This window comes from Otoolea muris (genome assembly GCF_943193115.1).
Lineage (GTDB): Bacteria > Bacillota > Clostridia > Lachnospirales > Lachnospiraceae > Otoolea > Otoolea muris.
In genome coordinates this window covers 1-24,529 of record NZ_CALPCY010000063.1, presented here as the reverse complement: position 1 = coordinate 24,529, position 24,529 = coordinate 1, and the positions used below count along the sequence as shown (strand labels likewise).

Below are 24,529 nucleotides of genomic sequence, written 5' to 3'. Positions count from 1 at the left end.
ATGGGGCAGATGCCTGCTGCCGCCACGTTTTCGTACGGTCAGCGCAGCAGGTGCGCAGACCTATCTGAACTGTTACAGATGGCCCCGTGAATCGTAACAATTTGGGGAATATACTCTTGCCGGAGGCGAAAAATTGTGATATAGTTAGTATAGAAAAGGGAAAGCCAGAGAAGCGGCCTACCCTTAATATGATGCTATTACGGATTATACATCAATCTGCAAGCCGTCACTATTGGTGGTAGTGGCGGCTATTTTCTGCCCTTAAAGATTGTATAGCACAATCCAATGAGGGCGCAAATGAATATTCCAGTCTGGATCAGATCCTGATATGTAATATACATTGGCAATCCCTCCTTTCTTTCGTCTGGAGGGGCAGCCCCTCCGAAGATGGAGGGTAAGCCGCCTTGTGGCTCTCTGTTTTCCCATACGTTTACTATATCATATGTCCTGCAATCCGACAATACAATTGGATAAAACGGTGAAAAAAGAACGGAAGCAAGCTCCGCTCTTTTTCCCGGTCTTCTTATTTTTTAGACATGAATCTTGAATCAACCGAACTTGACATCCGTGTCAGCCGCGCGTCTGCGAAATGCCGCCGGTTTTCAGAAAGATCCGATTATTTTTCCATCCCTGCCGCCAAACGGGCCTTCCGGTTTAAGTTCAGCAAAAGGAACGCGGACACAAAGCCAATGGCAGAGAGTACGGACATGGCAATAAAGCAGTTCATATATCCCTTTAATGGCGTGGCGGTTCCCGCATATTTATCCACCATGCTGCCGGAAAGCGTATAGAGGAAAATCTCCGGCGCATAGGTACACAGGGATATCACGCCCGAGGCGGTTCCTGCCAGGCGTTTGGGAACCATGACCTCATCGATCGTCGCAAAATACAGCGCCTTGATTGCATAGAGGCAGAGGCCGTACACGACAAAGGTCGCGACGATCAGCGGAATGGACGACTTCCCGGCCGGGATCACCACATAAGCCAGGGCAAAGACGGTCATGCCGATAAAACCGAACTGGATGAACTTGATGCGGCTGCCCAGCTTATCTGCGATATAGCCGGCCGCAAACGCGCCTAACATCATCATCATATAGGTGCGCACTACGGAGAGCGTTGCAACTGTGGAATCCGGAATCTCAAAAGCAGCGGAAAGATAAGCCGTAACATAACCGTGGAAAATCAGGGCAGAGTAGTTACAGATACCTAACAGGCCGCACAGCCACACGCGCGGCATCTTCACAACCTCCATAAAATCCTTCATGTTTAATGGATTTGCTTTGGCCGCCGTTTCCTCTGCGGCCTTTGGCGCCGGCTTATCGTTTTCCATGAACACAAGGCAGAGTACGCCGGCTATAAGCATCAGGACCGAGTAGTACATGATCGCGTTCTGCATTCCGCCGATGCTGTCCGCGGCCCATGAAAAGACAGCCACAGAGCCAAAGGCGGCGATGGTGCCGATAAGGCCCCGCCCGCCCTCAAGCAGGCCAAATAGACGCCCCTGTTCCTCCGCCTCGCCCAGACGGTTGATGGATTTTACCATAGCGGCCCAGAAGGTGAATACGGTAGTGATGGCGAAAATCGCATGGATCACCACCAGCCATATAAAGCTGGGCATGGTCCAGAACCAGAAGCCGGCCAGCGCCGTACCGATACAGGAGAAGACAATCAGCGTCTTGCAACTGAACTTATCGGCCAGGATGCCTCCGGGGAAATAACAGATAAAGTTGACGATACCATAAGCGGACATGATCAGCCCTAACTGCGTGGCGTTTGCGCCTGTGGCCTCCATCAGGGGAGCCATGTACGTTTCCCGAAGATACGGGAGCTTGGTAATGATTCCTCCCGCAAACGCTACCAGGATGAGCGTCATCCACTTGTTGCCTGCGCGTGCTTTTGTCATTGTGATACCTCCTTTTTATATGATGTACTCCCGAAATTTCAGCGCGGCGGGATTCCGGGGTACATGAATCACATACTCTGACGCGTCAATACGGTCAGAGCCGTTCCTCTTTATCAGCGGCCGGGACTCCATCCGGCCAGAGAGTCACGACATATTCATAAAATTGTTTCGCATACTGGTACTGCCGCATCTCATATGCGCCGTACCGGACTCCCATCCGGCTCTTATACTCACACCAGTTGGTCCATAAAAGCCCGGCGGCGGCCACATAGCAGTAGATCTTCTGCCGGATGATTTCCGGGCAGAGGCCGTCAAAATAAAAATCAATGGTCTGATCGATCTGCTCCTTATCATAATAGGCATAGATACAGAACATGGCAATATCCAGGTGCGGATCGCTCACCCCGGAATACTCCCAGTCAATCAGGCGCACCTGCTCGCTCCCGTCCTCCTGGCGCACAAACAGGAAATTGTCATACACAGAATCGATGTGGGAGAGGCATTCCTCCCTTGGGCAGGCTTCAACACGGCGCAGCAGCTCGTCAACATGGCGGCGCGTTAAGTCATAGTCGGCAAAGGGCATGGAATCCTGCCTCAGCTCCTCATAGTAATCCAACTGGGCGCGCAGATCAAAGCGGAATTCCAACTGTAGCTGCTGCTGGTGGAAACGCCGCAGATGGCGCATGCAGGCCGCTACCTCTTTCGGGTTTTCCGGATCGCACGCCCGGGCCTCGGTCCAGAACTCCGTAACCTTGTAGCCAGTCTCCGGATTTAAGTAAATCACCTTGTCGGAAATATCCATCCCTGTGCTGGCCAGGGCCTTGTAGACCGCGCTCTCCTTCTGGCGGCTCACCAGCTTTCTGGTACCCTCTCCGGGGGAACGCATCAGATATTCTTTTCCTTTGCAGGAGAAATGCATCAGATGATTGGTCATGCCGCTTGACAGGGCGTGGATATCCGTAACCTCCCCGGCCGGGACATCAAACAGCTCGCAGATAAGGGCCATGCGCCGGCTCTCCAGATGCTTTGACTCGCTGTCCAGAACGCGCAGATCCTCATATGTATTCACCGGCACGACCAGCATCCCGGTAATCACATTGGCATAGCCCGCCAACTGACTGCCAGGCCCGATAAGAGCTCTCTCCCATCCGGCATGCCGATACTCCGGGTCAGCGCAGAGCTTTTCCAGATTGGCGCGCGCCATGGCCGCGTCATCGGCGCACAGATAAGCAATCCCGCACATCGCATTGCCGCCGTCCGCCTCCACCAGCTCCATCTCCCGTGTCACGCGGACGATACTGCTGTCGTCATAATAGCTGCGCACCGCATACCAAGAGCTGTACTCCGAACGGCTGAACAGGCTCTCGCCGCACCACACATTCCCGTCAATCACATAACAGTTATTCAGAAGGTCAGCCGCGCAGTTCAGGGAATGAAGGCTGTCTCCCTCCGCCCACCGCGGGTTATCGATCAGCTCCACATTATAAAGGCCGGTCAGATATTCAAATTTCTCCTTCTGATACCCGACCACCACAGCGATATTGTAGATACCGGTGCGGTGAAGCTGATTAATCAGCCGCTCGATCAGGGATTCCCCGCCGATGGTCATGAGCGCCTTGGGCGTGCTGTTGATCGGCACCATCCGCTTTCCCGGCCCGGCCGCAAGGATAACAGCCTGGCGGGGCGCATTGCGCCGGAACATTTCGATCGTCTTTGGCGTGAGGAAATAGTCCTCTGCCAGATACCCCTCCCCGATCAGATACTTTAATGAAGCGCTGACAAGCCCAAGCGGATACCCCGTCTGCGCGGCCACCTCCCTCTGGGTGGCACAGTGCCCCCGTACCACTGTGGACAATACAACATAGTCAATTTTTTTCACGCAATTCTCCTTTCCGTTTACAGAATCCCGATGCCCTCCCCCGGCAGAAGGAACAACAGACGTCAAAGCGCCTGATATCAGCATGGCGGTTCCTCTGTTTCATCAAATATTGGAAAATTCTTTCCTTAATATATGAATATTCTACTAAAAAATAGAATAAATTTCAACAAAAATATTAGTTTTATGTAAAATCCGATAACAGATTATAACCGTCCAGATAACCTGGGAACGGCTTCCGGGAACATGCAGAAAAAGCCGCCCGGACAGCCGGGCGGCTTATGTGTATCAAACCGGAATCAGACGCCCGCCTTACGTGAAAACCGTATGGCTCTTTCTGTATCCGTCGTTATCCTTCTGCTTTAATTCTCTCTCTACCTGCGCGAGCTGTGATTTTAAGCGCTCCGCCTTTTTCGGATCCTTTTCTGTTGCGACCTTTTGCTCCAGCTCCTTTTTCTTCTTTTTCAGCTTCTCGATCTCCCGGTCCACCTTATCCGTGTTTCCCGTACATTTTTCCACCTTCTTCTGAGACGCTTTTCCGGATTTTTCCGCTTCCTTCGATTCTTTCTCCTCTTTCGGCGAATCCGCTTTCTTCATCTCATCCGCCTCAAGCGGCTCTGTCTTTTGGCCGGGAATATACGTATCCCTGTCCGGCTTGGGCGGCGTTTTGCTGTCCGCGGCAGAGCTTCCCCCTTCATCCCCCATCCTGTCCTTACGCCCCGGCGCCAGCTCGCTCACTCCGTCGCGGCCCTCAAGCGGCTTCTCCCTGGCCTCTTCCTGTTCCTTCAGCCTCTGTTCGCGCATCCTCTCCAACTGGGCATACTGCTCCATCCGGCTGTTTTGCATATTCTGAATCCTCATACGCATCCTCCTTGTAAACTCCGGGATCCGGCGGCCATATCCCCGGATACCCCGCCGCACCCTAAACTACGGTTTACCTGTATTCTAACGGTTTCACAGGAGGCTATCAACCGAATTGATGCAGAATGCGGGCGGGGTGTTGTAAAAAACATGCTCTAATATCCAATTAAAATATTTACGAAAAACCGCTCCCCTCTCACAAAAATCTCCGCCGTCCCGCCGCAGCCCGCAGCGGCCCGCCTGATATTCGCAATCCCTGTCCCCGGGCGAAACGGCGTTTCCCCGCTGAAACCGTTTTCAACGGATAAAAGCCACATCCTCCCCTGGAAGACGCTTTTCACCGTGATCTCCCTGTGCGCCTTCAGCTCCCGGCAGGCGCATATCGCGTTGTCCAGCGCATTGGACAGGATCGTACACAGCTCCATATCGCCCGCGTTTTCCGGAAACGGCGCTTTGAGTGAGACGGTAAGGACAATGCCGCATTTCCCCGCCAGGGCCGCCTTCTCCTCCAGGAGGACGTCGATGACCGGGTTCCCGCTTACGTACGGAAAGGAAAGGCCCGACGAAACGCCTTCTATCTCTCCCAGGTATGCACTGGCCCTGTCAAACTCTTTTTTTTCGAGCAGGCCCCTGACGACGGCCATATGATTTTTGATATCATGCCGTAAAGAGCGCGTCGAGTCGTAAAACCCTCTGGCCTCCTCCACATATTTTCTCTGGAAATTAATCCGCTGCTCTGACACAGCCAGCCGCGCGCCGAGAAACGCGCTTTCAGACAGCATCGTCCTGAGATGAAGGACGCTTAACAGGCTGGCCGCGCCCGCAAGCTGAATTATAAGAAGCCGCGCATCCGTCCGGAAAAAGGCGGCGCTGATCCGCTCTGTGGACATCGTATTTCCGTAAAATGAATGCACGATCCACTCGCCTGTCACGGCAATCGCGGCAACCGGGACGAGCAAAGGAGCATGAAACGTATCCTGACATATCTCGCGGGCGCGGCCGGACACACAGCGCGCGGCGCGGCTGCACAGCAGTGAAAGCCCCAGGGCGGCCAGATCCGAGCTGATCATAAAAAGCCGGCCCGCTGTCAGGGACATGGCGTCCAATAAATACGGGGCCAGAAGCATGCTGGCGGAATTTGACGCGCCGTAGCAGAGCTGTACCATAGCCCCTGTCAGCAGCGCGCAGAAAAATGAATGCTTCCTCTCCGCCCCTTTTCCCAGGACGCCGTACAGGCAGAGCACGGCCGTAAAAACAGCCCCCCTCATCCATAACGGAACCGGCAGCCAGCAGGCCCCGTAACCGCACAGCCAGAATAAAAAACGCCAGGCCAGGGAGGCCCGTCCCCCCGTCGCCTGGCCAAAGCATACAAATCCTGCCGCCATCTCAAAGCCCGCTGAGATAAACGGATATACCTCCTCAATCATCACACCATTCCTCTATATAGCTAAAATATTCTTTGTTAAACGTTTCACTGTATGTGCGCGAAATCGGAATCACATCCCGGTTGTCCATCATAAGCTCTCTTCCATGTGCGACCCCCGCTATATGGTCGCTGTTTACAATATAACTCCTGTGGCACCTGCAGAAGCGACCGTCCAGCCGTTCCCGCATACGCTTGAGCTGATCGTAATACTCGATATCCCTTCCATCCGTCAGGCGCAGATGGATCTTACGGTTTATCACCTCAGCGTATATAATATCATGAAACAGAATCACGCTCCATTCCCCGTCATGGCGTATCAGCATACGCCCCTCGTAACGGTTGCGGAAGGACATAAGGATCCGCTTCATCGTATGCTTAAATTCCTCCTCATCAAGGGGCTTTAAAAGATAGTCAAAGGTTTCCACCTTAAAGGCCCGGTACACATCCTCCTCCGAAACGGTGATAAACACAACATGGCCCTTAAAGCCCTTTGCGCGCATTCGTTTTGCCGTCTCAACCCCGTCCGGGCCCTTCATCTTGATATCCAGAAAGATAACGTCAAACTTCTCTCCGCTCTCAAGCATCTTAAGCCCGCTCTCATATTGCAGCAGGGAGAGATCCATATGGTTGGCCGCCATATAGTTTTTTATCTTTTCTGATATCAGCTCAAGCATGTACGCCTCATCGTCGCATATCCCAATCCGGATCATTTTATTCTCTCCTTTTCATGTGTGATTGCATGCGGCAGCATTGATTTTGCCCATAAAATCGCTTATACTATATATCATAAAACGATGGAGCGGGGGCGATGCCCTCAAAAAAGGAGGCACTATGGCAAATTTTAACACAGATTCCCAGTCACAGGCGATCCCGGAATATGCCAGCAAGCTGCGCCACAATATCATCCGGATTCCTGAAGAGGCCCGGCGGGCCAGCGGCATCCTGATCTTCGGACGCCGCCTTAAAGCCATGATCTTTTCCACGGATCCGGCCATAATCCGCAACTGCGATGCGGACGCGGTGTTCGCTGTGTATCCCTTTACCCCGCAGCCCGCCATCTCTGAAGCCATCATCAAATATTCGTACATCCCGGTATTCTGCGGGGTCGGCGGCGGAACCACGCAGGGGCTGCGCACCGTAGGGCTTGCAAAGGATGTGGAGTCCCAGGGCGCGCTCGGCGTCGTATTAAACGCCCCGGTATCCAATATCAATATCCGCGCCGTATCCATGGCCGTGGATATCCCGGTCGTGATCACGGTCATAAACGATGACACGGACATCCAGGCCAGGCTTAACGCGGGCGCATCCATCCTCAATGTGGCCGCATCCATCCGCACCCCGGATCTGGTGCGCCGTATCCGCTCCGGTTTCCCCAATGTCCCCATCATCGCCACCGGAGGCCCCACGGGTGAAACCATCGCGGCCACCGTGGCCGCAGGTGCGAACGCCATAACCTACACGCCGCCCTCGACAAAGGAACTCTTCTCCGGGCTCATGGACAGCTACCGGGATGCCTGACCCTGTTTAAATAACCCGACGCTCCGCCGGCCTGCTTTCGCAGCAGCGCAGAGGAAACATGATCTAACTTTCCGTATAGCGGCACGCCGGAAAGCCGCTGCAGCCCCAGAACGCGCCATACCGGCCGTTCCTCTGCTTCAGCGTCTGCCCGCACCGGGGACAGAGCCTGAGAGTTCCGCCCGCGCCGCAGCGCAGCTCCTTTCCGAGCTCCTCAAATACCATGCGGTTCATATGGCAATCGTTCAGCGCGCGGTGCGCCCCTTCGGCCGGGATATGGTAATGCTTTGCCAGATCCGTAAGCCTGTGGCGGGAAAGATCCGGCAGGCATCTCCGTGAAAGGGGCAGCGTATCGATATAGTCATTATCCAGAGTCCTGCCGTAAAATGCTTCGGCGGCCCTGTACAGGAATTTCATGTCAAATGTATGGATATTGTGCCCAACTAAAATGTGATCCCCGATAAAATCAAGAAATGCCCCGAATACAGCGTCAAGCGGCGGCGCATCGGCCACCATCCCGTCTGTGATCCCATTTACCATGCTCGCCTGACGCGGGATTGGGCGAAACGGGTTGACAAGCTGTGAAAATTCGTCCACAGCCTGCCCGCCCCGCACCTTTACCGCCGAGAGCTCTATGATGTCGTCCTGCATCGGGGAAATCCCGGTTGTCTCCAGATCAAACACAACATAATCCGGCGTGTACTTCTCAAGCTTCCTTCCGCATCGTTTTCCCAGCATGGATCCTTCCTCTTTTTGTATAGTGAACGCCAAAAAATTTTTGTTTTTGGCGTTCACTGCGCCGATTTTGCGTTGCGTGAAACGCAACATTTACCTTTGCAAAATCGTGCGCATCCCCCGGAGGGCTTATAGTAAACGACAAATTGTTTTGTCGTTTACTATAAGCCCTGTTCCGGTCCGCGGACCGGAAACGTTTAAGCGCGCCTTAAATATGCATTAGAAGCGGAATTTATCCTCAAACCAGCTCTTAAGCTCCGCCACCGGCACGCGCACCTGCTCCATGGAATCACGGAAGCGCACAGTCACCGCGCCGTCCGTCTCGGAGTCAAAGTCATATGTCACGCAGAACGGCGTGCCGATCTCATCCTGCCTTCTGTAGCGCTTTCCGATATTGCCCCTGTCGTCAAACTCGCAGTTGTAATATTTGCAAAGCTCTGCGTAAACCTTTTCCGCTCCCTCATTCAGCTTTTTGGACAGCGGCAGCACGCCGATCTTCACCGGGGCGATCGCGGGGTGGAAATGGAGCACGGTTCTCACATCGCCCTCGCCGATCTCCTCCTCGTCGTACGCGGCGCATAAAAACGCCAGTGTCACGCGGTCAGCCCCCAGGGACGGCTCAATGACATACGGGATATATTTTTCCTTCTTCTCATCGTCAAAATAGGCCATATCCTGACCGGAGGTGTTCTGGTGCTGCGTCAGATCATAGTCCGTGCGGTCCGCAATCCCCCAGAGCTCGCCCCAGCCGAAGGGGAAGAGGAATTCAATGTCCGTGGTTGCCTTGGAATAGAAGGCCAGCTCCGCCGGATCGTGATCCCGCAGGCGCATCTCCTCTTCCCTGATGCCCAGAGCCATCAGCCAGTCGCGGCAGAAGCCCCTCCAATACTCGAACCACTCGAGATCCTTGCCCGGCTCACAGAAAAATTCCAGCTCCATCTGCTCGAATTCCCTTGTGCGGAATGTGAAATTGCCCGGCGTAATCTCATTTCTAAAGGACTTCCCGATCTGGGCGATTCCAAAGGGAACCTTCTTCCTGGACGTCCTCTGCACATTCTTAAAGTTGACGAAAATGCCCTGCGCCGTCTCGGGCCTTAAATACACGGTATTCTTCGCATCCTCCGTCACGCCCTGGAAGGTCTTGAACATCAGGTTAAACTGGCGGATCTCGGTAAAATCATGCTTTTTGCAGCTCGGGCAGCAGATATTGTGCTCGTCGATATACTTCTTCATCTCCTCCTGGGACCAGCCGTCCACGGAGCCCTCGATCGAAATATTATTTTCCGCCATATAATCCTCAATCAGTTTATCCGCCCGGAAGCGCTCTTTACACGACTTACAGTCCATCAGCGGATCAGAAAAGCCGCCCAGATGGCCCGAAGCGACCCAGGTCTGCGAATTCATCAGGATCGCACAGTCCACGCCCACATTGTAAGGGCTCTCCTGCACGAATTTCTGCCACCAGGCTTTTTTTACATTGTTCTTCAGCTCCACGCCGAGGTTTCCGTAATCCCATGTATTGGCAAGCCCGCCGTAAATCTCCGATCCCGGATATACGAAGCCTCTCGACTTCGCCAGAGCCACTATCTTTTCCATCGTCTTTTCCATCGTCTTTGTCCTCCTGTTTTCTGCAGCTATTTAAATACAATAAACGCCTTCCCGCCGTCCGGTACTGACGCCGTGTGCGCATCCTTTTTTTCCACGCCCTCTGTCATGTAAAGGATCTCTCCGGAGCACACCAGCGTGGCGCCGCCCTCGACGGAAACCACCATGCCCTTTTCAGACTCCGCTATCTCCTCCGCCGACACGGCGCTCTTATCTTCCTTCACAAATGCCGCGGCCGTCAGCCATCCCGCCTCGGCCGCGTCCGGAACCTTCTTAACCTCCAGGGCTGTGAGCGTGTTGCTCGTATCCTCATTCTCATCCGTACCGCCAAATGCGATCAGATCCCTGGCCGTCGCAAAATCAAATACAGCCTTCATCGTGCCGTCCTCGGCCTTCACGCTCTGCAGCGCCGCCGGGAGCTTCTGGCCGCCTCCCTTATTCACAGCCAGCGCCTCGGCGCCGTTTAACTGATTAAAACGGATCACCGCCGCTTCCAGAAACTGCCTTAAATCCTTTTCATCCACATCGTCTCCGGCATACTCCTTCACAAGCGCGCTGGAGACCGCGCCGTCCCGCGCTACGTAGACGCAGCTCACGGACGGATTAAACCCGCCGCGCCCCGAGCAGCCCGTAAGCAACGCCCCGGTAAGCAACGCCCCTGCCAGAAGCCGCCCAAATCCTCTCATACCTACTCCTCCTCAAACCATATGCAGCAGCCCTGTGAAAATGTTTCTGCTGTTACATCTGTATCAGATTTTTAGTATACTCATTTTTTTCCTGTATTTCAAGAGCTACCGTGAAATTTTATGCGGGCGCGGGCGTATGGTATAAAAGAAAAGAAGAATCCCCTGACGGTGTTGCACCACGGTCAGGGGATTCGTTCATTCGTCAACATAGACTCATTATCTCTTTTTGCCTACTGGCATTATAGCATACGCAATTCCGGTTTGCAAAATACTTTCCTTATTTCTGTATCATTTCCCCGCGCCCCGCAAATGTGCGGTTTTGCGTTACAAAATCATCATCGCGTCCCCAAAGCTGAAAAAGCGGTACCTCTCCCGTATCGCCTCCTGATAGGCATCCAGGATATGTTCGCGTCCTGCCAGCGCGGACACCAGCATAACCAGCGTGGACTCCGGCAGATGGAAATTGGTGATCAGGCAGTCCGTGGCCTTAAACTGATAGCCCGGATAAATAAAGATATCCGTCCACCCGCTTCCCTCCCGCACAGCGCCGTCCGCGCCGGCGGCTGATTCCAGCGTGCGGCAGCTCGTGGTCCCCACACAGAACACCCGTTTTCCCTGCTCCCTTGTCTCATTGATCACACGGGCCGCCTCTTCGCTGACGCTGTAATATTCGGAATGCATATGGTGATCCAGCACATTCTCCGTCTTGACCGGGCGGAAGGTTCCAAGACCCACATGGAGCGTGACGCGGACAATCCGCACGCCCAGATCCGAAATCTCCCGGAGAAGCTCCTCCGTAAAATGAAGCCCCGCCGTCGGGGCCGCCGCCGAGCCCTCGTTTTTCGCATATACAGTCTGATAGCGGTTCTTATCCTCCAGGCGGTGCGTGATATACGGCGGCAGGGGCATCTGCCCCAGCCTGTCAAGGATTTCCTCAAAAATCCCCTCATACGAAAACTGAATCAGCCGATTCCCATCCTCTGCCACATCCAGGATCGTCCCCTTTAAAAGGCCGCCCCCAAAGACAATGACCGTCCCCTTCCTCGCCTTTTTTCCGGGCTTTACCAGCGTCTCCCAGATATCGTCCTCCCTCCGCTTTAAAAGGAGCAGTTCAATCCTGGCCCCTGTCTCCTCGCGGCTGCCAATCAGGCGCGCAGGGATCACCTTTGTATCATTGATCACCAGGCAGTCCCCTTTTTCCAGATAGGAAACGACATCCCGAAATACCCTGTGCTCCACAGCCCCGGTCCGTTTATCCAGCACAAGCAGCCTGGAAGAGGCGCGATCCTTAAGCGGATCCTGCGCGATCAGCTCCTGCGGCAGCTCATAATAAAAATCTTTTACCTGCATACGTATTATATCTCCATTTCTCCCAAATCCCACGCCGGATCCGCTGTTTTAATCCTGCATATAATCCGGCCCTTTTTTCATAAAATCCATCCGCTCCCGCAGCGCCGGATCCGCCGCTGCCGCCTCCTCCAGCCTCCGGTCAATCTGGTGGATCAGCAGCCGGACATCCTCATTTGCAAACATCCTCTCCTGAAACGCCGCCAGCTCCTCTGTCATCTCTCCGTCATAAATCCGGTACTGCCCGTCCCCGCACCGCTCTGCGTAAACATACACAAGGCTGGGGGCCGGCGTCTCCACGCCCGTATAATGGATCTCATAAGAGACATAGACCATATAATCGCCCTCGGAAAGCCCCGGCGCTGTGTAGCAGGAAATATTCTGATAGCCGTCTATATACGCGCTCTGCTGTTCAAACTGCCGCTTAAACCGCTCCTCGCCGCTCGTATCCTGTGAAGTGAACAGATGCAGAAACGTAGGCATGTCACATTCCAAAATGGACAGGAAATACTGTTCCATAAGCTGATTGATCTCCGGAACCGTATCCTGCGACAGAATGCTTCCCCCAAAGTCCAGAATATACTCCTTTGTATCCGGTTCGGGCTCCGGCGCTCCTGTCTCCTCCTCTGTCTCTGTAAGAACCGGCGTCCCGCCCGTCCCAGAGCCCGTACCCTGGAAAAAATCTTCCGGCAGGGCGTCCGCCACCAGCACTGCGATCGCCACAAAAAAAATCACACAGGGAACCAGAAGAAGCAGTACATAGCGGCGTACTTCCCGCCCCGTCAGCTTCTGCCTGTCCGCGCCCTTTTTCCTGCTCCTCGCCATCCCGCTCCCTCCCGGCCCCGCAGGCCATTCCAACGACATTTCCACATACAGGTAAACAGCCTGCCCTTTGCATGCTTTATTCTAACAAAATTCAATCTAAAAAGCAATAAAATACATTTGAGAAAAGACTTGCTAAATGAAACGAAATGTAGTATGATAATGGAGACGCGTCTGTAGCTCAGTGGATAGAGCGCCGGCCTCCGGAGCCTGAGGCGTAGGTTCGATTCCTATCAGACGCATTTTCAGCCAGACGGCATGGTCCCTGTGAAGGGTACTGTGCCGTTTCTTAGTGTTGCAGGATAACGTTTGTCCAGAAAAGGAGTATATCACAGATAGGTGTATACGTAAATCCCGCGGCTGACGGATTTGCCGAGATCGTGGATGCTTGAAATGATCCACGCGGCCGAAACCTCTCCAAAAAATTAGAATGACGGACAGGCCCTGCGCTATGTTGTTATTATGGCCTATCTCAGCCGGATTGAACGACACAACACACATTGACAAAGACTCCCTCTTCCATTACAATCAGATCGATAACAAATCCGCCTGGCCGCGGCGCGGCCGGCAGGGCTTTTTCAGGAGGAATCATTATGTCTCTGCCCGAGCTTTTTATCATTGCGGTCGGCCTGTCCATGGACGCCTTTGCGGTGGCTGTCTGCAAGGGCCTTTCCATGCAGCGTATGAACCGCGCGCACGCCGTGGTGATCGGCCTCTATTTCGGCTTCTTCCAGGCCATTATGCCGCTTGCCGGCTACTATCTCGGCTACCATTTCAAGGATGCCATCACTTCCGTCGATCACTGGATCGCGTTTATCCTTCTCTTCATCATCGGCGCAAATATGATTAAAGAAGCGCTGGCTTCCGGGGAGGATGAGCGGCTTGACCCGTCCATTGATGTAAAAAGCATGCTGATCCTCGCCGTGGCAACCAGCATTGACGCTTTGGCCGTGGGAGTCACCTTCGCTTTTCTGAAAGTGCGGATCGCCGCCGCTGTCTCCTTTATCGGAATCGTCACCTTCCTCCTCTCCATTGCCGGAGTGTGGGCCGGGAATCTGTTCGGCGCAAAATACAAGGCCAGGGCGGAGATCGCCGGCGGGATCATCCTGATCCTGATGGGCGCTAAAATTCTAATCGAGCATCTTTTCTTTTAACATCAGAAGACAGGCGGAAAAATTTTTTCATTTTCCCCCTTATCAAATCACCTTTTTTGTAGGATAATAGACAGGAAGTTTTTTTATTTCCCGTAACGCTTCAGTCCGCCCGGGCCGTTTAACCGTTACGGCCCCGCTTATTACATAGAGAGATGAGGATGGAACAGAATGAAAACAGGATTTGACAACAACCGATATTTAAAAATGCAGTCTGACCATATCCGGGAACGGATTAACCAGTTTGGGGATAAGCTCTATCTGGAATTCGGAGGCAAACTGTTTGACGATTATCACGCATCGCGCGTCCTTCCGGGCTTTGCGCCGGACAGCAAGCTTTCGATGCTTTTGCAGCTCGCCGATCAGTCTGAGATTGTGATTGTCATCAGCGCTGCGGATATTGAAAAAAATAAGATCCGCTCGGATCTCGGGATCACCTATGACGTTGATGTCCTCCGCCTCATCCAGTCTTTTACGGATAAGGGCCTGTATGTGGGAAGCGTGGTCATCACACATTATTCCGGGCAGGCCAGCGCGGATCTGTTTAAGCACAAGCTGGAGCACATGGGAGTCCGCGTGTACCGCCACTATACCATTGACGGCTATCCCAGCAACGTGGCGCTGATCGTCAGCGACGAGGGATACGGCAAGAATGATTATATCGAAACCACCAAGCCCCTGGTGATTGTGACTGCCCCCGGACCCGGCAGCGGCAAGATGGCCACCTGCCTCTCCCAGCTCTACCATGAGAATAAACGCGGAATCAAAGCCGGGTACGCCAAGTTTGAGACCTTCCCTATCTGGAACATCCCGCTCAAGCATCCGGTCAATCTGGCCTATGAAGCGGCCACGGCCGATTTAAATGATGTCAACATGATTGACCCCTTCCATCTCGAGGCGTACGGCGAGACGACGGTCAATTACAACCGCGATATTGAGATATTTCCGGTGCTCAGCGCTATCTTTGAGGGCATTTACGGGGAGAATCCCTATAAATCGCCCACGGACATGGGCGTCAACATGGCCGGGAAATGCATCATCGACGATGAAGCCTGCTGCGAAGCCTCCAGGCAGGAGATCATCCGCCGCTATTACCACGCCCTCAACCGCGTGGCACGCGAGGACGCCGGGCGCGACGAGGTCTATAAGATTGAGCTTTTGATGAAACAGGCCAAAATCTCGCCGGAGATGCGCCGCGTCGTTCCCGCCGCGCTGGAGCGCGCTGCGCGCAAGGGGAGCCCCGCCGCGGCGATCGAGCTTCCGGACGGCTCGATCACAACCGGGAAAACGTCAAACCTCCTCGGCGCGTCCGCGGCCCTGCTTTTAAATGCCGTCAAACAACTGGGGCATATCCCCCACGACACGCACCTGATCTCCCCCAGCGCCATCGAGCCCATCCAGACCCTGAAAGTGGACTATCTGGGCAGCAAAAACCCGCGGCTCCATACGGATGAGGTCCTGATCGCCCTCTCCATGTGCGCCGCCACGGACCAAAACGCACAGATCGCGCTGGAACAGCTCTCCAAGCTCAAGGGATGCCAGGTCCATGCGTCAGTGATGCTGACCGATGTGGATATCAAGACCTTTAAAAAGCTGGGGATTGAACTGACGTCTGAACCGGTGTATGAGCATAACCGGCTGTATCACTAAAAAGACATGCGGATCGCCGGGCAGGCAGAACGCCTCCCGCGCGCCGCTTGACCGGCCTGTTCCTCTGCGCGGCCTGTATTAAAAAACGGCGGGATCTTCAGAATCTCCGCCGTTTCTGTTTTACAATGTGGCGTATTTTTTTACCATTCGTTCCCCGGCTCCGCCCCGCGGGCATCCTCTTTGGATTCCGGATCGCCTTCCCGCGCATCCTCCTGTCCCGGCCCGGATACAGCTTCCGCTTCCTCAGACGGTTGTTCCTCATCCTTTTTGGGGGAATCTTTTGATTCTTCCGAGCTTTCCGTTTTTTCCGAGTTTTCCGTCTTTTCCGAATTGTTTGCCGGCTCCGGGATCCCCTTTACCTCGCGGAAAATCTTCATAAACTCTTTGCCTGTGATCGTTTCCTTTTCGATCAGGAAGGCCGCAATCTTGTCAAGGGCGTCCCGGTTCTCCGAAAGCAGGCGCTTTGCCTCCTCATAGGATTCCTTTAAGATCGCCATAACCTCCCTGTCAATATCGGCCGCTGTCACATCGCTGCAGTTTAACACGGTACGGCCGTTTAAATACTGGTTTTCTTTTGATTCCAGTCCCATGAGGCCAAATTTCTTGGACATGCCGTACTGGGTGATCATCGCCCGGGCGATCCGCGTCGCCTTCTCGATATCATTTGCCGCGCCGGTGGTCACGGTCTCAAAAACCAGCTCCTCAGCCGCCCGTCCCGCCAGATAACCGATCAGCATGGCGCGGATCTCTTTTTCGGTATTTAAGTATTTCTCCTCCTCCGGAACCTGCATGACGTAACCTAAAGCCCCCATGGTCCTGGGAACGATGGTGATCTTCTGCACCGGCTCCGCGTCCTTCTGGAGGGCGCTGACAAGGGCGTGGCCGACTTCATGGTAGGATACAATCCTGCGCTCCTCTTTGCTCAGGATGCGGTCCTTCTTCTCCTTGCCCACCAATACAAGCTCAACCGCCTCAAACAGATCCTTCTGTGAAACGGCGGTTCTGCCCTTTTTGACGGCATTGATGGCCGCCTCATTCATCATATTGGCCAGATCCGCGCCCACCGCGCCGGAGGTGGCCAGTCCAATTTCTTCAAAGTTCACCGTCTCGTCCAGCTTGACATCCTTGGAATGCACTTTAAGGATCTCGACGCGGCCCTTCAGATCCGGCTTATCCACAATCACCCGCCGGTCAAAACGGCCCGGGCGCAGAAGCGCCGGATCGAGGATCTCCGGCCGGTTCGTGGCCGCCATCACCAGAAGGCCCTTGGAGGAGTCAAAGCCGTCCATCTCGGATAAGAGCTGGTTTAAGGTCTGCTCGCGCTCGTCATTTCCGCCCAGGCGGGAATCACGGCTTTTTCCGATAGCGTCCACCTCGTCAATAAAAATAATACACGGGGCGGACTGCTGGGCCTGTTTAAACAAGTCGCGGACACGCGAAGCGCCGACACCGACAAACATCTCCACAAAGTCCGAGCCGGACAGGGAATAAAAGGGAACCTTCGCCTCCCCGGCCACCGCCTTGGCTAAAAGCGTCTTTCCCGTTCCGGGAGGGCCCACGAGCAGCGCGCCCTTGGGGAGCTTCGCGCCGATCGTGGTATATTTTCCCGGATTGTGCAGAAAATCCACGATCTCTGTCAGCGATTCCTTTGCCTCGTCCTCCCCGGCCACATCCTTAAACGTCACGCCCGTCTCCTTCTGTACATAGACCTTGGCGTTGCTTTTCCCGACTCCCATGATGCCGCCTCCGCCGCCCATGCGCTTCATCATAAAATTCAGAAACAGAACCATGAGCCCGATCGGAAGCACCCACTGAACCAGGAACACGATCAGCAGATCCGACGCGTTCGCCTGCGCCTGCTCATACCTGGCAACCCCGGCCTCCTCCAGCTTCTTCAGTAAATCCGGGTCATTCATCGGAACGGTATAATATTCAATCCCAATCAGCCCGCCGTAGCGGCTCTGGCTTCCTGTATATCTCTTTGAATCCTTTTTGGGGGTGATCTGAAGCTTATTTCCGTTTACGACAACCGATTCCACTTCGCCGTCCTTCAGCATCTCGATAAACTCGCTGTAAGGGACCTGCTCCGTCCGGCTCTGCTGCCATAAGCTGTGCATCCCGCCAACGCATAGCAGGGTGAACAGCATCGTAATGAAAAGTACCAGGTAGCTCTGATTGCCGCGGGGTGGCTTTCCATTCTTGTTATTCTGGTTGTTGTTATTGTCCATATGTGCTCTCCATTCTGAATAGACATAAAACGCCGCTATTCTATACCATTATAGTGTGACGTTCCGCATAAATCAAGAACTGAAATATTAAAATGTTATAAACAGCAACAGTCCGGGATATCTGAACTGTTACCATAAACACCCAATGGATACACACATTCATGCAGTTTTTCAGACAACCAGTTTCGTAATCTCCCTCACTGCGCCTTTAAGCCATTCTCTCTCCTCCTCTTCCAGGAAAGGCGCGATTTTTCTGTAGACCTCTGCATGGTACGCATTCAGACGTTCCACATCCTTCTCATCCATAAACCTGACGTCAATTGCATCCAGATCGATGGGCGCCCAGGTCAGGAATTCAAAACGCAGGAACTGCCCGTACTGATTCGTTTCATCCGGAACGCAGAGAATCATGTTCTCTGTCCTGGCGCCAAACCTGCCTTCCACATACAGTCCCGGCTCGACAGAGCAGATCATGCCGGGTTCAATCACTGCGCTGTCCTCGCGTTCCGGCACGATCTTCCACCGCAGCCCGTTCGGACGCTCATGAACATTCAGCAGATAGCCGACGCCATGGCCGGTCCCATGGTTAAAATCCATCCCTCTCTGCCAGAAGGCTTCCCGAATCGTATAATCCAGGTTCATTCCACGGCACCCGTAGAGGAATTTCATGCTTCCGGCTTTCAGCATGCTCATAGCGACAATCGTATAAATCTCTTTCTCCTCCTCAGTCAGCGGCCCCAGGGCATAGGTTCTGGTGATATCCGTCGTCCCTTCATAATAGTGCCCGCCGGAATCAACTAAAAGCAGGCCCTCCGGCCGCAGCGCGCTGCATGCCCCGTCACACGGATGGTAATGGCACATGGCGGCATTTTCCTTATAAGCGGCGATGGTGACAAAGCTGGGGCCGAGATAGCCCTCCTGCTCTGCCCGCAGAGCCTCTATCTTCCCCGCCGCCGTCATTTCTGTCATATCGCATGTTCCGATCTGTTTCTTCAGCCAATACATGAATTTTGTCGCCGCAACGCCGTCTTTCAGATGAGCCCTTTTCATGTTTTCGATTTCCGTCTCATTTTTTACGGCTTTTGCCGCCGCACACGGATTGATGACCGCGGATCGGATCCGGCAGTTAGAGCGGATGCTCTCACAGACCAGGTAACTTGTCTTTTTCTGTTCCAGCAGCACTGTGCGGCCCTTTAGGTTTGCAATATCGCTGTAAAATGCCTCATAAGGCTTTACCGCCGCCTGGTTTTCTTCCAGGCTGGCTTTCGCATCCTCCTGCAGCGCCGCAAGCTGGACATACAGCACGGCTGTATCCATTCCAATCAGCGCATTCGCTAAAAAAACCGGATTATTCACAATGTCGCCGCCGCGCAGGTTAAACAGCCAGGCAATCTCATCTAATGCGGTCATCACATGGAGATCCGCCCCCTGCTCCTTCATGGCTTTTCTGAGATCCGCCAGCTTTTCCCGGCAGGATTTACCTGCATAACAATCCTTCAGCCTCCAGATCGGGGCGCAGGAAAGGGCCGGGCGATCGCTCCAGACATCCCCTGCCAAATCCCTGCCGCAGGAAAGGGTGACTTTCTTTGGCGCCAGCCTTTCCAGAAGAAGGCGCCCGGTCTCTCCATCCACTACTCTTCCGTCAAAGCCCAGGCATCCTCCCTCCGGAAGACGATCCTCCAGAAATTCCTCCACGGCAGGCGTCCCCGGGGTTCCTGCCCTAAACAGCGTTACACAGGAACCGGCCAGCTCCTTTTCCGCCTGAACAAAATAGCGGCCGTCTGTCCACAGGCCCGCTTCATCCATTGTAATAACCGCTGTTCCCGCCGTTCCTGAAAATCCTGTCAAAAACTGGCGGCATTTAAAATACTCTCCCACGTACTCTGAGCCGTGGAAATCGGAGGTAGGCGCCAGATAAGCGTCTATCCCCTCTTCCCTCATCAGAGCGCGAAGGGCCTCAATTCTTCCATTCGTCTGATTCACAGCCTCTCCTCACATTTCTTTATCCAAAACAACGCACACCGCATGTCAGTATCCGCTACAGAAACATGCCGACTCCCGGCCCAAGCGGTAACTTGCACACAATCCAAAGTATCAGCAGGATGCTCCAGCCGATTAAAAAGCACACGCTGTATGGCAGCATGGTAGACACCAGTGTGCCGATGCCGGCCTCTTTATCATATTTTTTCATAAATACAATAATCATGGCAAAATAGGACATCATAGGCGTAATCACATTTGTACATGAGTCGCCGATCCGGTAAGCGACCTGCGCAAACTCCGGCGTATAGCCTAAAAGCATAAACATCGGGACAAATACGGGCGCGATCAGGGCCCATTTTGCCGAAGCAGAACCCATGAACAGATTGATAAATGCGGCAAACAGAACAAACAGGATCATCGTCGGGATCGTCCCAATACCGGAATTCTGGAAGAAATCCGCGCCCTTGAGAGCAATGATTGTCCCAAGCTTCGTATAACCAAAATAATTAATAAACTGCGCGGCCACAAACGTCAGGGCAATGTAGGAGCTCATGCTGGCCATCGCCCGTCCCATGGCGGCGCACACATCTTTCTCGCCGTGGTATTTTCCGGTCAGCTTGCCATAAACAACGGACGGAATAAAGAAAACAGCGGTAATAATCGGGATAATGCCGTCCATCAGCGGCGAGTTGCCCAAAAGAGTTCCGTCCTCCGCGCGCATGACGGAATTCGCCGGAAGGGAGAACGCTGCAATAGCGGCAACCAGAAGCAGCATCGTCAGACCTGCTGCCTTTAACGCCTTCTTCTCCTCCGCAGTCACCCGGTACTCCGCCATCTCATCCCCGCCGGATTCCCCGCGGTACTCGCCAAATCTGGGAGCGACTACTTTTTCTGTGATAACCGTGCCAAGAGCGGTAATCAGGAACGTCGATACAATCATAAAATACCAGTTCCCGGTAGGCTCTACCGTATAAGACGGATCCACCATCTTGACCGCCTCATTGGTAATCCCGCACAGGAGCGGATCCAGCGTGCCGATCAGAAGGTTTGCGGAGAAACCTCCGGAAACACCGGCAAAGGCCGCGGCCATACCCACAACCGGATGCCTGCCATAAGCCATGAACATCAGCGCGGCGATCGGAATCAGAACGATATATCCGACTGCGTCTGCCAGGTTCGACATAACTCCAAGAAATACAACCATCGGGGTGATTAGCCTGGCCGGAGTCACCGCGACCGCTCCCTTCAGCGCGCCTCCGATCAGGCCGCTGTCCTCCAGTAATCCGATGCCGAACATCGCAACCAGAACCACGCCCAGCGGCGCAAAGCCGGTAAAATTGGAAATTGCATGTGTAATCATATACACAAAGCCTTCTCCGTTCAGAAGGCTGACAGCGTTTACTGTCTGCAACTCTACGATCCCCTTGCTTCGGTTTACCAGCTCTCCCGTAGCGGACACCCCGGCCATCTCACAGACTGCTGACACAAGGATGACTCCCAAAACCAGAATCGCAAATATGCTGATCGGGTGCGGGAGCCTGTTCCCCACGCGCTCAATCCCGTTCAGCCACCGGTTTAAATACGATGTTTTCCTGTTTTCGTTTGCTTTACCCATTTTTCCTTTCCTCCGTAAAACGAAATATCCTGCCAGTTCCCTAACTACCTATATAACTTTTACGTATAAGTATTAAAAAATAAAAACAAATTTATTCCTTAATTTGTCTGTATCCTTACAATCCAGCATTAACTTAAACGTATAAGTTATTCGCCCTGTTAGCATAACTCATAAAGCCCGTTTTTTCAAGTGTTTTCCGGGTTAAAATAAAATCTTGTAACATATTACAGAATTTTTCTTTACTTTTTTGGCAATATTATATAAACTTAAAAGAAGAAATGGCAACAGCCCAGAGTGACTGGACTGTTGCAGAAAATGACGCCAGAAGGGAAAAAGGCATGAAGAAAAGCGTGACTGCAAAGGATATTGCAAAGCTCTGCGGAGTTTCACAGGCCACGGTATCTTATATTATCAACAACCGGAGCGACCAGAAAATCAGCAGCGAAACCCGGCGTAAGGTGATGGAAACGATCGAGGCGCTTCATTATTACCCGAACGCCTCTGCCCGGAACATGCGCACAAAAAACTGTACCTCTATTGGCATTGTCTGCGCCCGCGATTACAGCCGCCAGGCCTTTTTGGACGCCTTAACAGGAATCAGCGGCTTCCTTTCAAGGCTGGACTACACCATTACCATATTTAATGAGGAGGACGCCGCATCAACGCAGGAGGAGCACCAATATGTAAAAAGCTATTTTTCCGGCTTAATTGACGGGCTGATTTATATCTCCAACCGCGACCATGACGCTTTTATCCGCCCGGCGCTGGCTCACAGCATTCCTTATGTGGTTCTCTGCATGGACGGGGTTTTCTCCGGTAAATCCCCTACTCCCCACGCCTTTGATCTGGCGCTGCGGGATTGCGCCCGTTTTTGCCGGGATAAGGGGCTTCGTGATATCCGGTATTTCTCCATTGATAATGACGGGCTCTTTGTCAATAATAAATACCCGGTATTTTTAAACGCCCTGACGGAAATCTATCCCGAGGCCCGCCTCTCCCATGTCGTCTGCGCATCCACTGACCGGAATCTGGAGGAGATGCAGGCATTTCTGTCTGATTACATGGAACACAATATCTTCCAACTGGCCATCTCCCAGAACTACGATATCGGCCTGATCCTTCAGCGGGAGATCCTCAAACGCGGCTTCTCCATCCCGCAGAAAATAAAAAATCTGTTTTTAAACCATGTGAATTTCTACGAAATGGCCTACCCGTCCATCAGCGGTATCCATGTTCCCTATACGGAAATGGGCGAATATGCCGCAAAGCTCATCATGGCGGTTATCGCCGGAACCGAAGACTGCTTTCCATATCAGGAATTCCAGTGCAGGGTAGTCCACCGGGAGTCAACCATATAGAGCAAGGCGGCGCACAGATAACATTTCAGGTGTGTGAACCAAAATGTTCAGGCAGCCTGCCATTGTAATCTTCGGCAGGCGCATATGCCCGGTTACAGTCTTTTCCTGTCATAAATTCACTTTCCCGGCCTCATACTAAGCATGAGGTGAATAGCTATGAATAAAAAAGACTCGTACACACAGGCAGGTTTGGAGGATCGCTTCTGTAATACCAGTGAAGAGGATGAGGCGCTCTATAATCTCGATATCTGCTCCGCAACGGACTGCACCGGCCTCATTCCGGCCATGCCGCAGTCCGCAAATGAGATTACTTCTTATGAAGAGCTCTACCATTTTCTTCCCCGGGCAAAGGACTGATAGGAATCCTGATTCCATGCGCCCCAAAAGGGAAAACCGGGAACCGTTTCAGACGCCTTTCCGGCTATGAAAAAGGACGCCGCCCACTGAAAGTGTTTTCAGCGGGCGGCGTTCTTTTTATGCGCTCTGTTTTAAAGCCCGCAGCACCGCGGGATGATGAGGAGAGAAAAATTTCCCCGGGTTATTGCACCGGCACGCCGTCCCGTCAATCTTTCCGCCGGGCCTTCTCTTAAAACCCAGAGCAGGCCGCACAAAACTTGTTCCACTTTCATATGATATGTTAGCTGGAGAAAACAAGACGTAAATCCCTGCTATTGGATAACAGCCGAAAAGAAGCGAGTCCGACGGCAGTGATTACCCGCTTCTCTTCAGTAACGAATCTTTTTTGAAGGAGCGTATCTTTATGATGAATTATCCAAATGGAATGAATCGGAGATTTTGTCCCGGTACGAATATGGGAAACTCCTGCGGCCAGGCTCCCGGCCTCCCCTCTGCCCCGGCGCGCTGCGGTCCCTGTAACTGCAGGCCCGTAAACTGCTGCTGCCAGGGAGCGACCGGACCCACGGGACCCCAGGGTGTCCCGGGTATGATGGGGCCACGGGGCGCTACCGGGCCTACCGGATCCATGGGACCTCAGGGCATCCCGGGTATGATGGGGCCTCCGGGCGTAACCGGGCCTACCGGACCGACTGGACCGATAGGTCCGCAGGGCGTCCAGGGATTTCAGGGCGCTACTGGCGCAATGGGACCTCAGGGCGTTCAGGGTCTTCAGGGACCGGCCGGCGCTACCGGGCCCACCGGCGCGACGGGCGCTGACGGCGGTATTGGACCCACCGGACCCACGGGCGCAAACGGCGTAACCGGAGCGACTGGACCTATGGGACCGGCCGGGGCAAACGGGGCTCAGGGGCCGCAAGGACCGACCGGAGCTACCGGCTCCGCTGGGGCGGCAGGTCCTGCCGGAGCGACAGGACCCACGGGACCCACAGGCGCTACCGGGCCTGCCGGACCCATGGGCGCTGCCGGACCTACCGGCGCAAACGGGCCTACAGGCGCTACTGGAGCTACCGGAGCAAACGGGCCTATTGGCGCTACTGGAGCTACCGGCGCAAACGGGCCTATTGGCGCTACTGGGCCCACCGGCGCGAACGGGGCTACCGGACCTGCGGGCGTTTCCGATACACTTGCAGTTGGTACGACCACCACTGGCGCGCCTGGTACGAATGCATCTGTCATCGATTCTACTGGCGCGCCAAACCACGTATTTGATTTTATTATTCCCAGGGGCGCTGACGGAGTTACCGGGCCTACCGGACCCACCGGCGCAAACGGCATTACCGGGCCCACCGGTGCAGCGGGACCTGCGGGCGCTACCGGGCCTACCGGACCTACCGGCGCGGCGGGCGTTGCC

General features: G+C 53.9%; 19 protein-coding genes and 1 tRNA gene. 7 read left to right on the top strand and 13 right to left on the bottom strand.

What is annotated here, in order from left to right; genetic code table 11:
• Window positions 1-616: 616 nt before the first annotated feature.
• From NFS31_RS23065 to NFS31_RS23045, 5 genes are all read right to left on the bottom strand, one after another.
• Window positions 617-1,903: an MFS transporter gene (locus tag NFS31_RS23065; protein WP_251500489.1), complete on the bottom strand. Its 1,287-nt coding sequence runs from the start codon at window positions 1,901-1,903 to the stop codon at window positions 617-619.
• A gap of 94 nt (window positions 1,904-1,997) precedes the next feature.
• Window positions 1,998-3,782 carry an NTP transferase domain-containing protein gene (locus NFS31_RS23060; RefSeq protein ID WP_251500487.1) on the bottom strand — a complete coding sequence of 595 codons (1,785 nt, stop codon included), beginning with the start codon at window positions 3,780-3,782 and terminating at the stop codon, window positions 1,998-2,000.
• A gap of 309 nt (window positions 3,783-4,091) precedes the next feature.
• Complete coding sequence (locus NFS31_RS23055; RefSeq protein WP_251500484.1) at window positions 4,092-4,640, bottom strand: hypothetical protein; 549 nt, start codon at window positions 4,638-4,640, stop codon at window positions 4,092-4,094.
• Window positions 4,641-4,795: 155 nt separating this feature from the next.
• Window positions 4,796-6,067 (bottom strand): sensor histidine kinase, encoded by a 1,272-nt coding sequence (locus NFS31_RS23050; RefSeq protein WP_251500482.1) that lies wholly within the window; start codon window positions 6,065-6,067, stop codon window positions 4,796-4,798.
• A complete protein-coding gene (locus NFS31_RS23045) occupies window positions 6,060-6,776 on the bottom strand; it encodes a LytR/AlgR family response regulator transcription factor (protein ID WP_251500480.1) in 717 nt (238 codons plus the stop codon). Before NFS31_RS23045 ends, NFS31_RS23050 begins: the two co-directional genes overlap by 8 nt.
• Window positions 6,777-6,897: 121 nt before the next feature.
• Here NFS31_RS23045 and NFS31_RS23040 point away from each other — a divergent pair, with 121 nt between their 5' ends.
• Complete coding sequence (locus tag NFS31_RS23040) at window positions 6,898-7,584, top strand: beta/alpha barrel domain-containing protein (RefSeq protein WP_251500477.1); 687 nt, start codon at window positions 6,898-6,900, stop codon at window positions 7,582-7,584.
• Between the two features lie 63 nt (window positions 7,585-7,647).
• Here the strand turns inward: NFS31_RS23040 and NFS31_RS23035 are convergent, their stop codons facing one another.
• From NFS31_RS23035 to NFS31_RS23015, 5 genes are all read right to left on the bottom strand, one after another.
• Window positions 7,648-8,319: a 3'-5' exonuclease gene (locus NFS31_RS23035; protein WP_251500475.1), complete on the bottom strand. Its 672-nt coding sequence runs from the start codon at window positions 8,317-8,319 to the stop codon at window positions 7,648-7,650.
• Window positions 8,320-8,535: 216 nt separating this feature from the next.
• On the bottom strand, window positions 8,536-9,924 hold the full coding sequence (locus NFS31_RS23030) for a glycine--tRNA ligase (RefSeq protein ID WP_251500473.1): 1,389 nt from the start codon (window positions 9,922-9,924) through the stop codon (window positions 8,536-8,538).
• 26 nt (window positions 9,925-9,950) lie between these two features.
• Window positions 9,951-10,607 carry a hypothetical protein gene (locus tag NFS31_RS23025; protein WP_251500471.1) on the bottom strand — a complete coding sequence of 219 codons (657 nt, stop codon included), beginning with the start codon at window positions 10,605-10,607 and terminating at the stop codon, window positions 9,951-9,953.
• Between the two features lie 324 nt (window positions 10,608-10,931).
• A complete protein-coding gene (queA, locus tag NFS31_RS23020) occupies window positions 10,932-11,957 on the bottom strand; it encodes a tRNA preQ1(34) S-adenosylmethionine ribosyltransferase-isomerase QueA (protein WP_251500468.1) in 1,026 nt (341 codons plus the stop codon).
• Between the two features lie 48 nt (window positions 11,958-12,005).
• Window positions 12,006-12,779, bottom strand: a complete 774-nt coding sequence (locus NFS31_RS23015; RefSeq protein WP_251500465.1) for a hypothetical protein — start codon at window positions 12,777-12,779, stop codon at window positions 12,006-12,008.
• Between the two features lie 167 nt (window positions 12,780-12,946).
• Between NFS31_RS23015 and NFS31_RS23010 the strand changes: the two genes are divergently transcribed.
• The 3 genes from NFS31_RS23010 to NFS31_RS23000 all read left to right on the top strand — a co-directional run bounded on the left by NFS31_RS23010 (window position 12,947) and on the right by NFS31_RS23000 (window position 15,577).
• Window positions 12,947-13,018, top strand: a tRNA-Arg gene (locus NFS31_RS23010).
• Window positions 13,019-13,369: 351 nt separating this feature from the next.
• The gene (locus NFS31_RS23005; RefSeq protein ID WP_251500462.1) at window positions 13,370-13,930 is read left to right on the top strand and encodes a manganese efflux pump MntP; all 561 of its coding nucleotides are present in this window, start codon (window positions 13,370-13,372) and stop codon (window positions 13,928-13,930) included.
• 168 nt (window positions 13,931-14,098) lie between these two features.
• Window positions 14,099-15,577 (top strand): DUF1846 domain-containing protein, encoded by a 1,479-nt coding sequence (locus tag NFS31_RS23000; RefSeq protein ID WP_251500458.1) that lies wholly within the window; start codon window positions 14,099-14,101, stop codon window positions 15,575-15,577.
• A gap of 140 nt (window positions 15,578-15,717) precedes the next feature.
• Here NFS31_RS23000 and ftsH read toward each other — a convergent pair whose 3' ends face one another.
• The 3 genes from ftsH to NFS31_RS22985 all read right to left on the bottom strand — a co-directional run bounded on the left by ftsH (window position 15,718) and on the right by NFS31_RS22985 (window position 21,403).
• Window positions 15,718-17,805, bottom strand: coding sequence for an ATP-dependent zinc metalloprotease FtsH (gene ftsH / locus NFS31_RS22995; RefSeq protein WP_251500456.1), 2,088 nt, complete (start codon window positions 17,803-17,805; stop codon window positions 15,718-15,720).
• A 171-nt stretch (window positions 17,806-17,976) separates the two neighbouring features.
• On the bottom strand, window positions 17,977-19,788 hold the full coding sequence (locus NFS31_RS22990; RefSeq protein ID WP_275563923.1) for a M24 family metallopeptidase: 1,812 nt from the start codon (window positions 19,786-19,788) through the stop codon (window positions 17,977-17,979).
• A 55-nt stretch (window positions 19,789-19,843) separates the two neighbouring features.
• Window positions 19,844-21,403, bottom strand: coding sequence for an AbgT family transporter (locus NFS31_RS22985; RefSeq protein WP_251500453.1), 1,560 nt, complete (start codon window positions 21,401-21,403; stop codon window positions 19,844-19,846).
• A 278-nt stretch (window positions 21,404-21,681) separates the two neighbouring features.
• On the opposite strand from NFS31_RS22985, the gene NFS31_RS22980 reads away from it, so the two are divergent.
• The 3 genes from NFS31_RS22980 to NFS31_RS22970 all read left to right on the top strand — a co-directional run.
• Window positions 21,682-22,761: a LacI family DNA-binding transcriptional regulator gene (locus NFS31_RS22980; RefSeq protein WP_251500450.1), complete on the top strand. Its 1,080-nt coding sequence runs from the start codon at window positions 21,682-21,684 to the stop codon at window positions 22,759-22,761.
• A gap of 156 nt (window positions 22,762-22,917) precedes the next feature.
• Window positions 22,918-23,118 carry a hypothetical protein gene (locus NFS31_RS22975; protein ID WP_251500447.1) on the top strand — a complete coding sequence of 67 codons (201 nt, stop codon included), beginning with the start codon at window positions 22,918-22,920 and terminating at the stop codon, window positions 23,116-23,118.
• Between the two features lie 586 nt (window positions 23,119-23,704).
• The coding region (locus NFS31_RS22970; protein ID WP_465223445.1) for a collagen-like domain-containing protein at window positions 23,705-24,529 on the top strand (825 nt) is incomplete at its 3' end.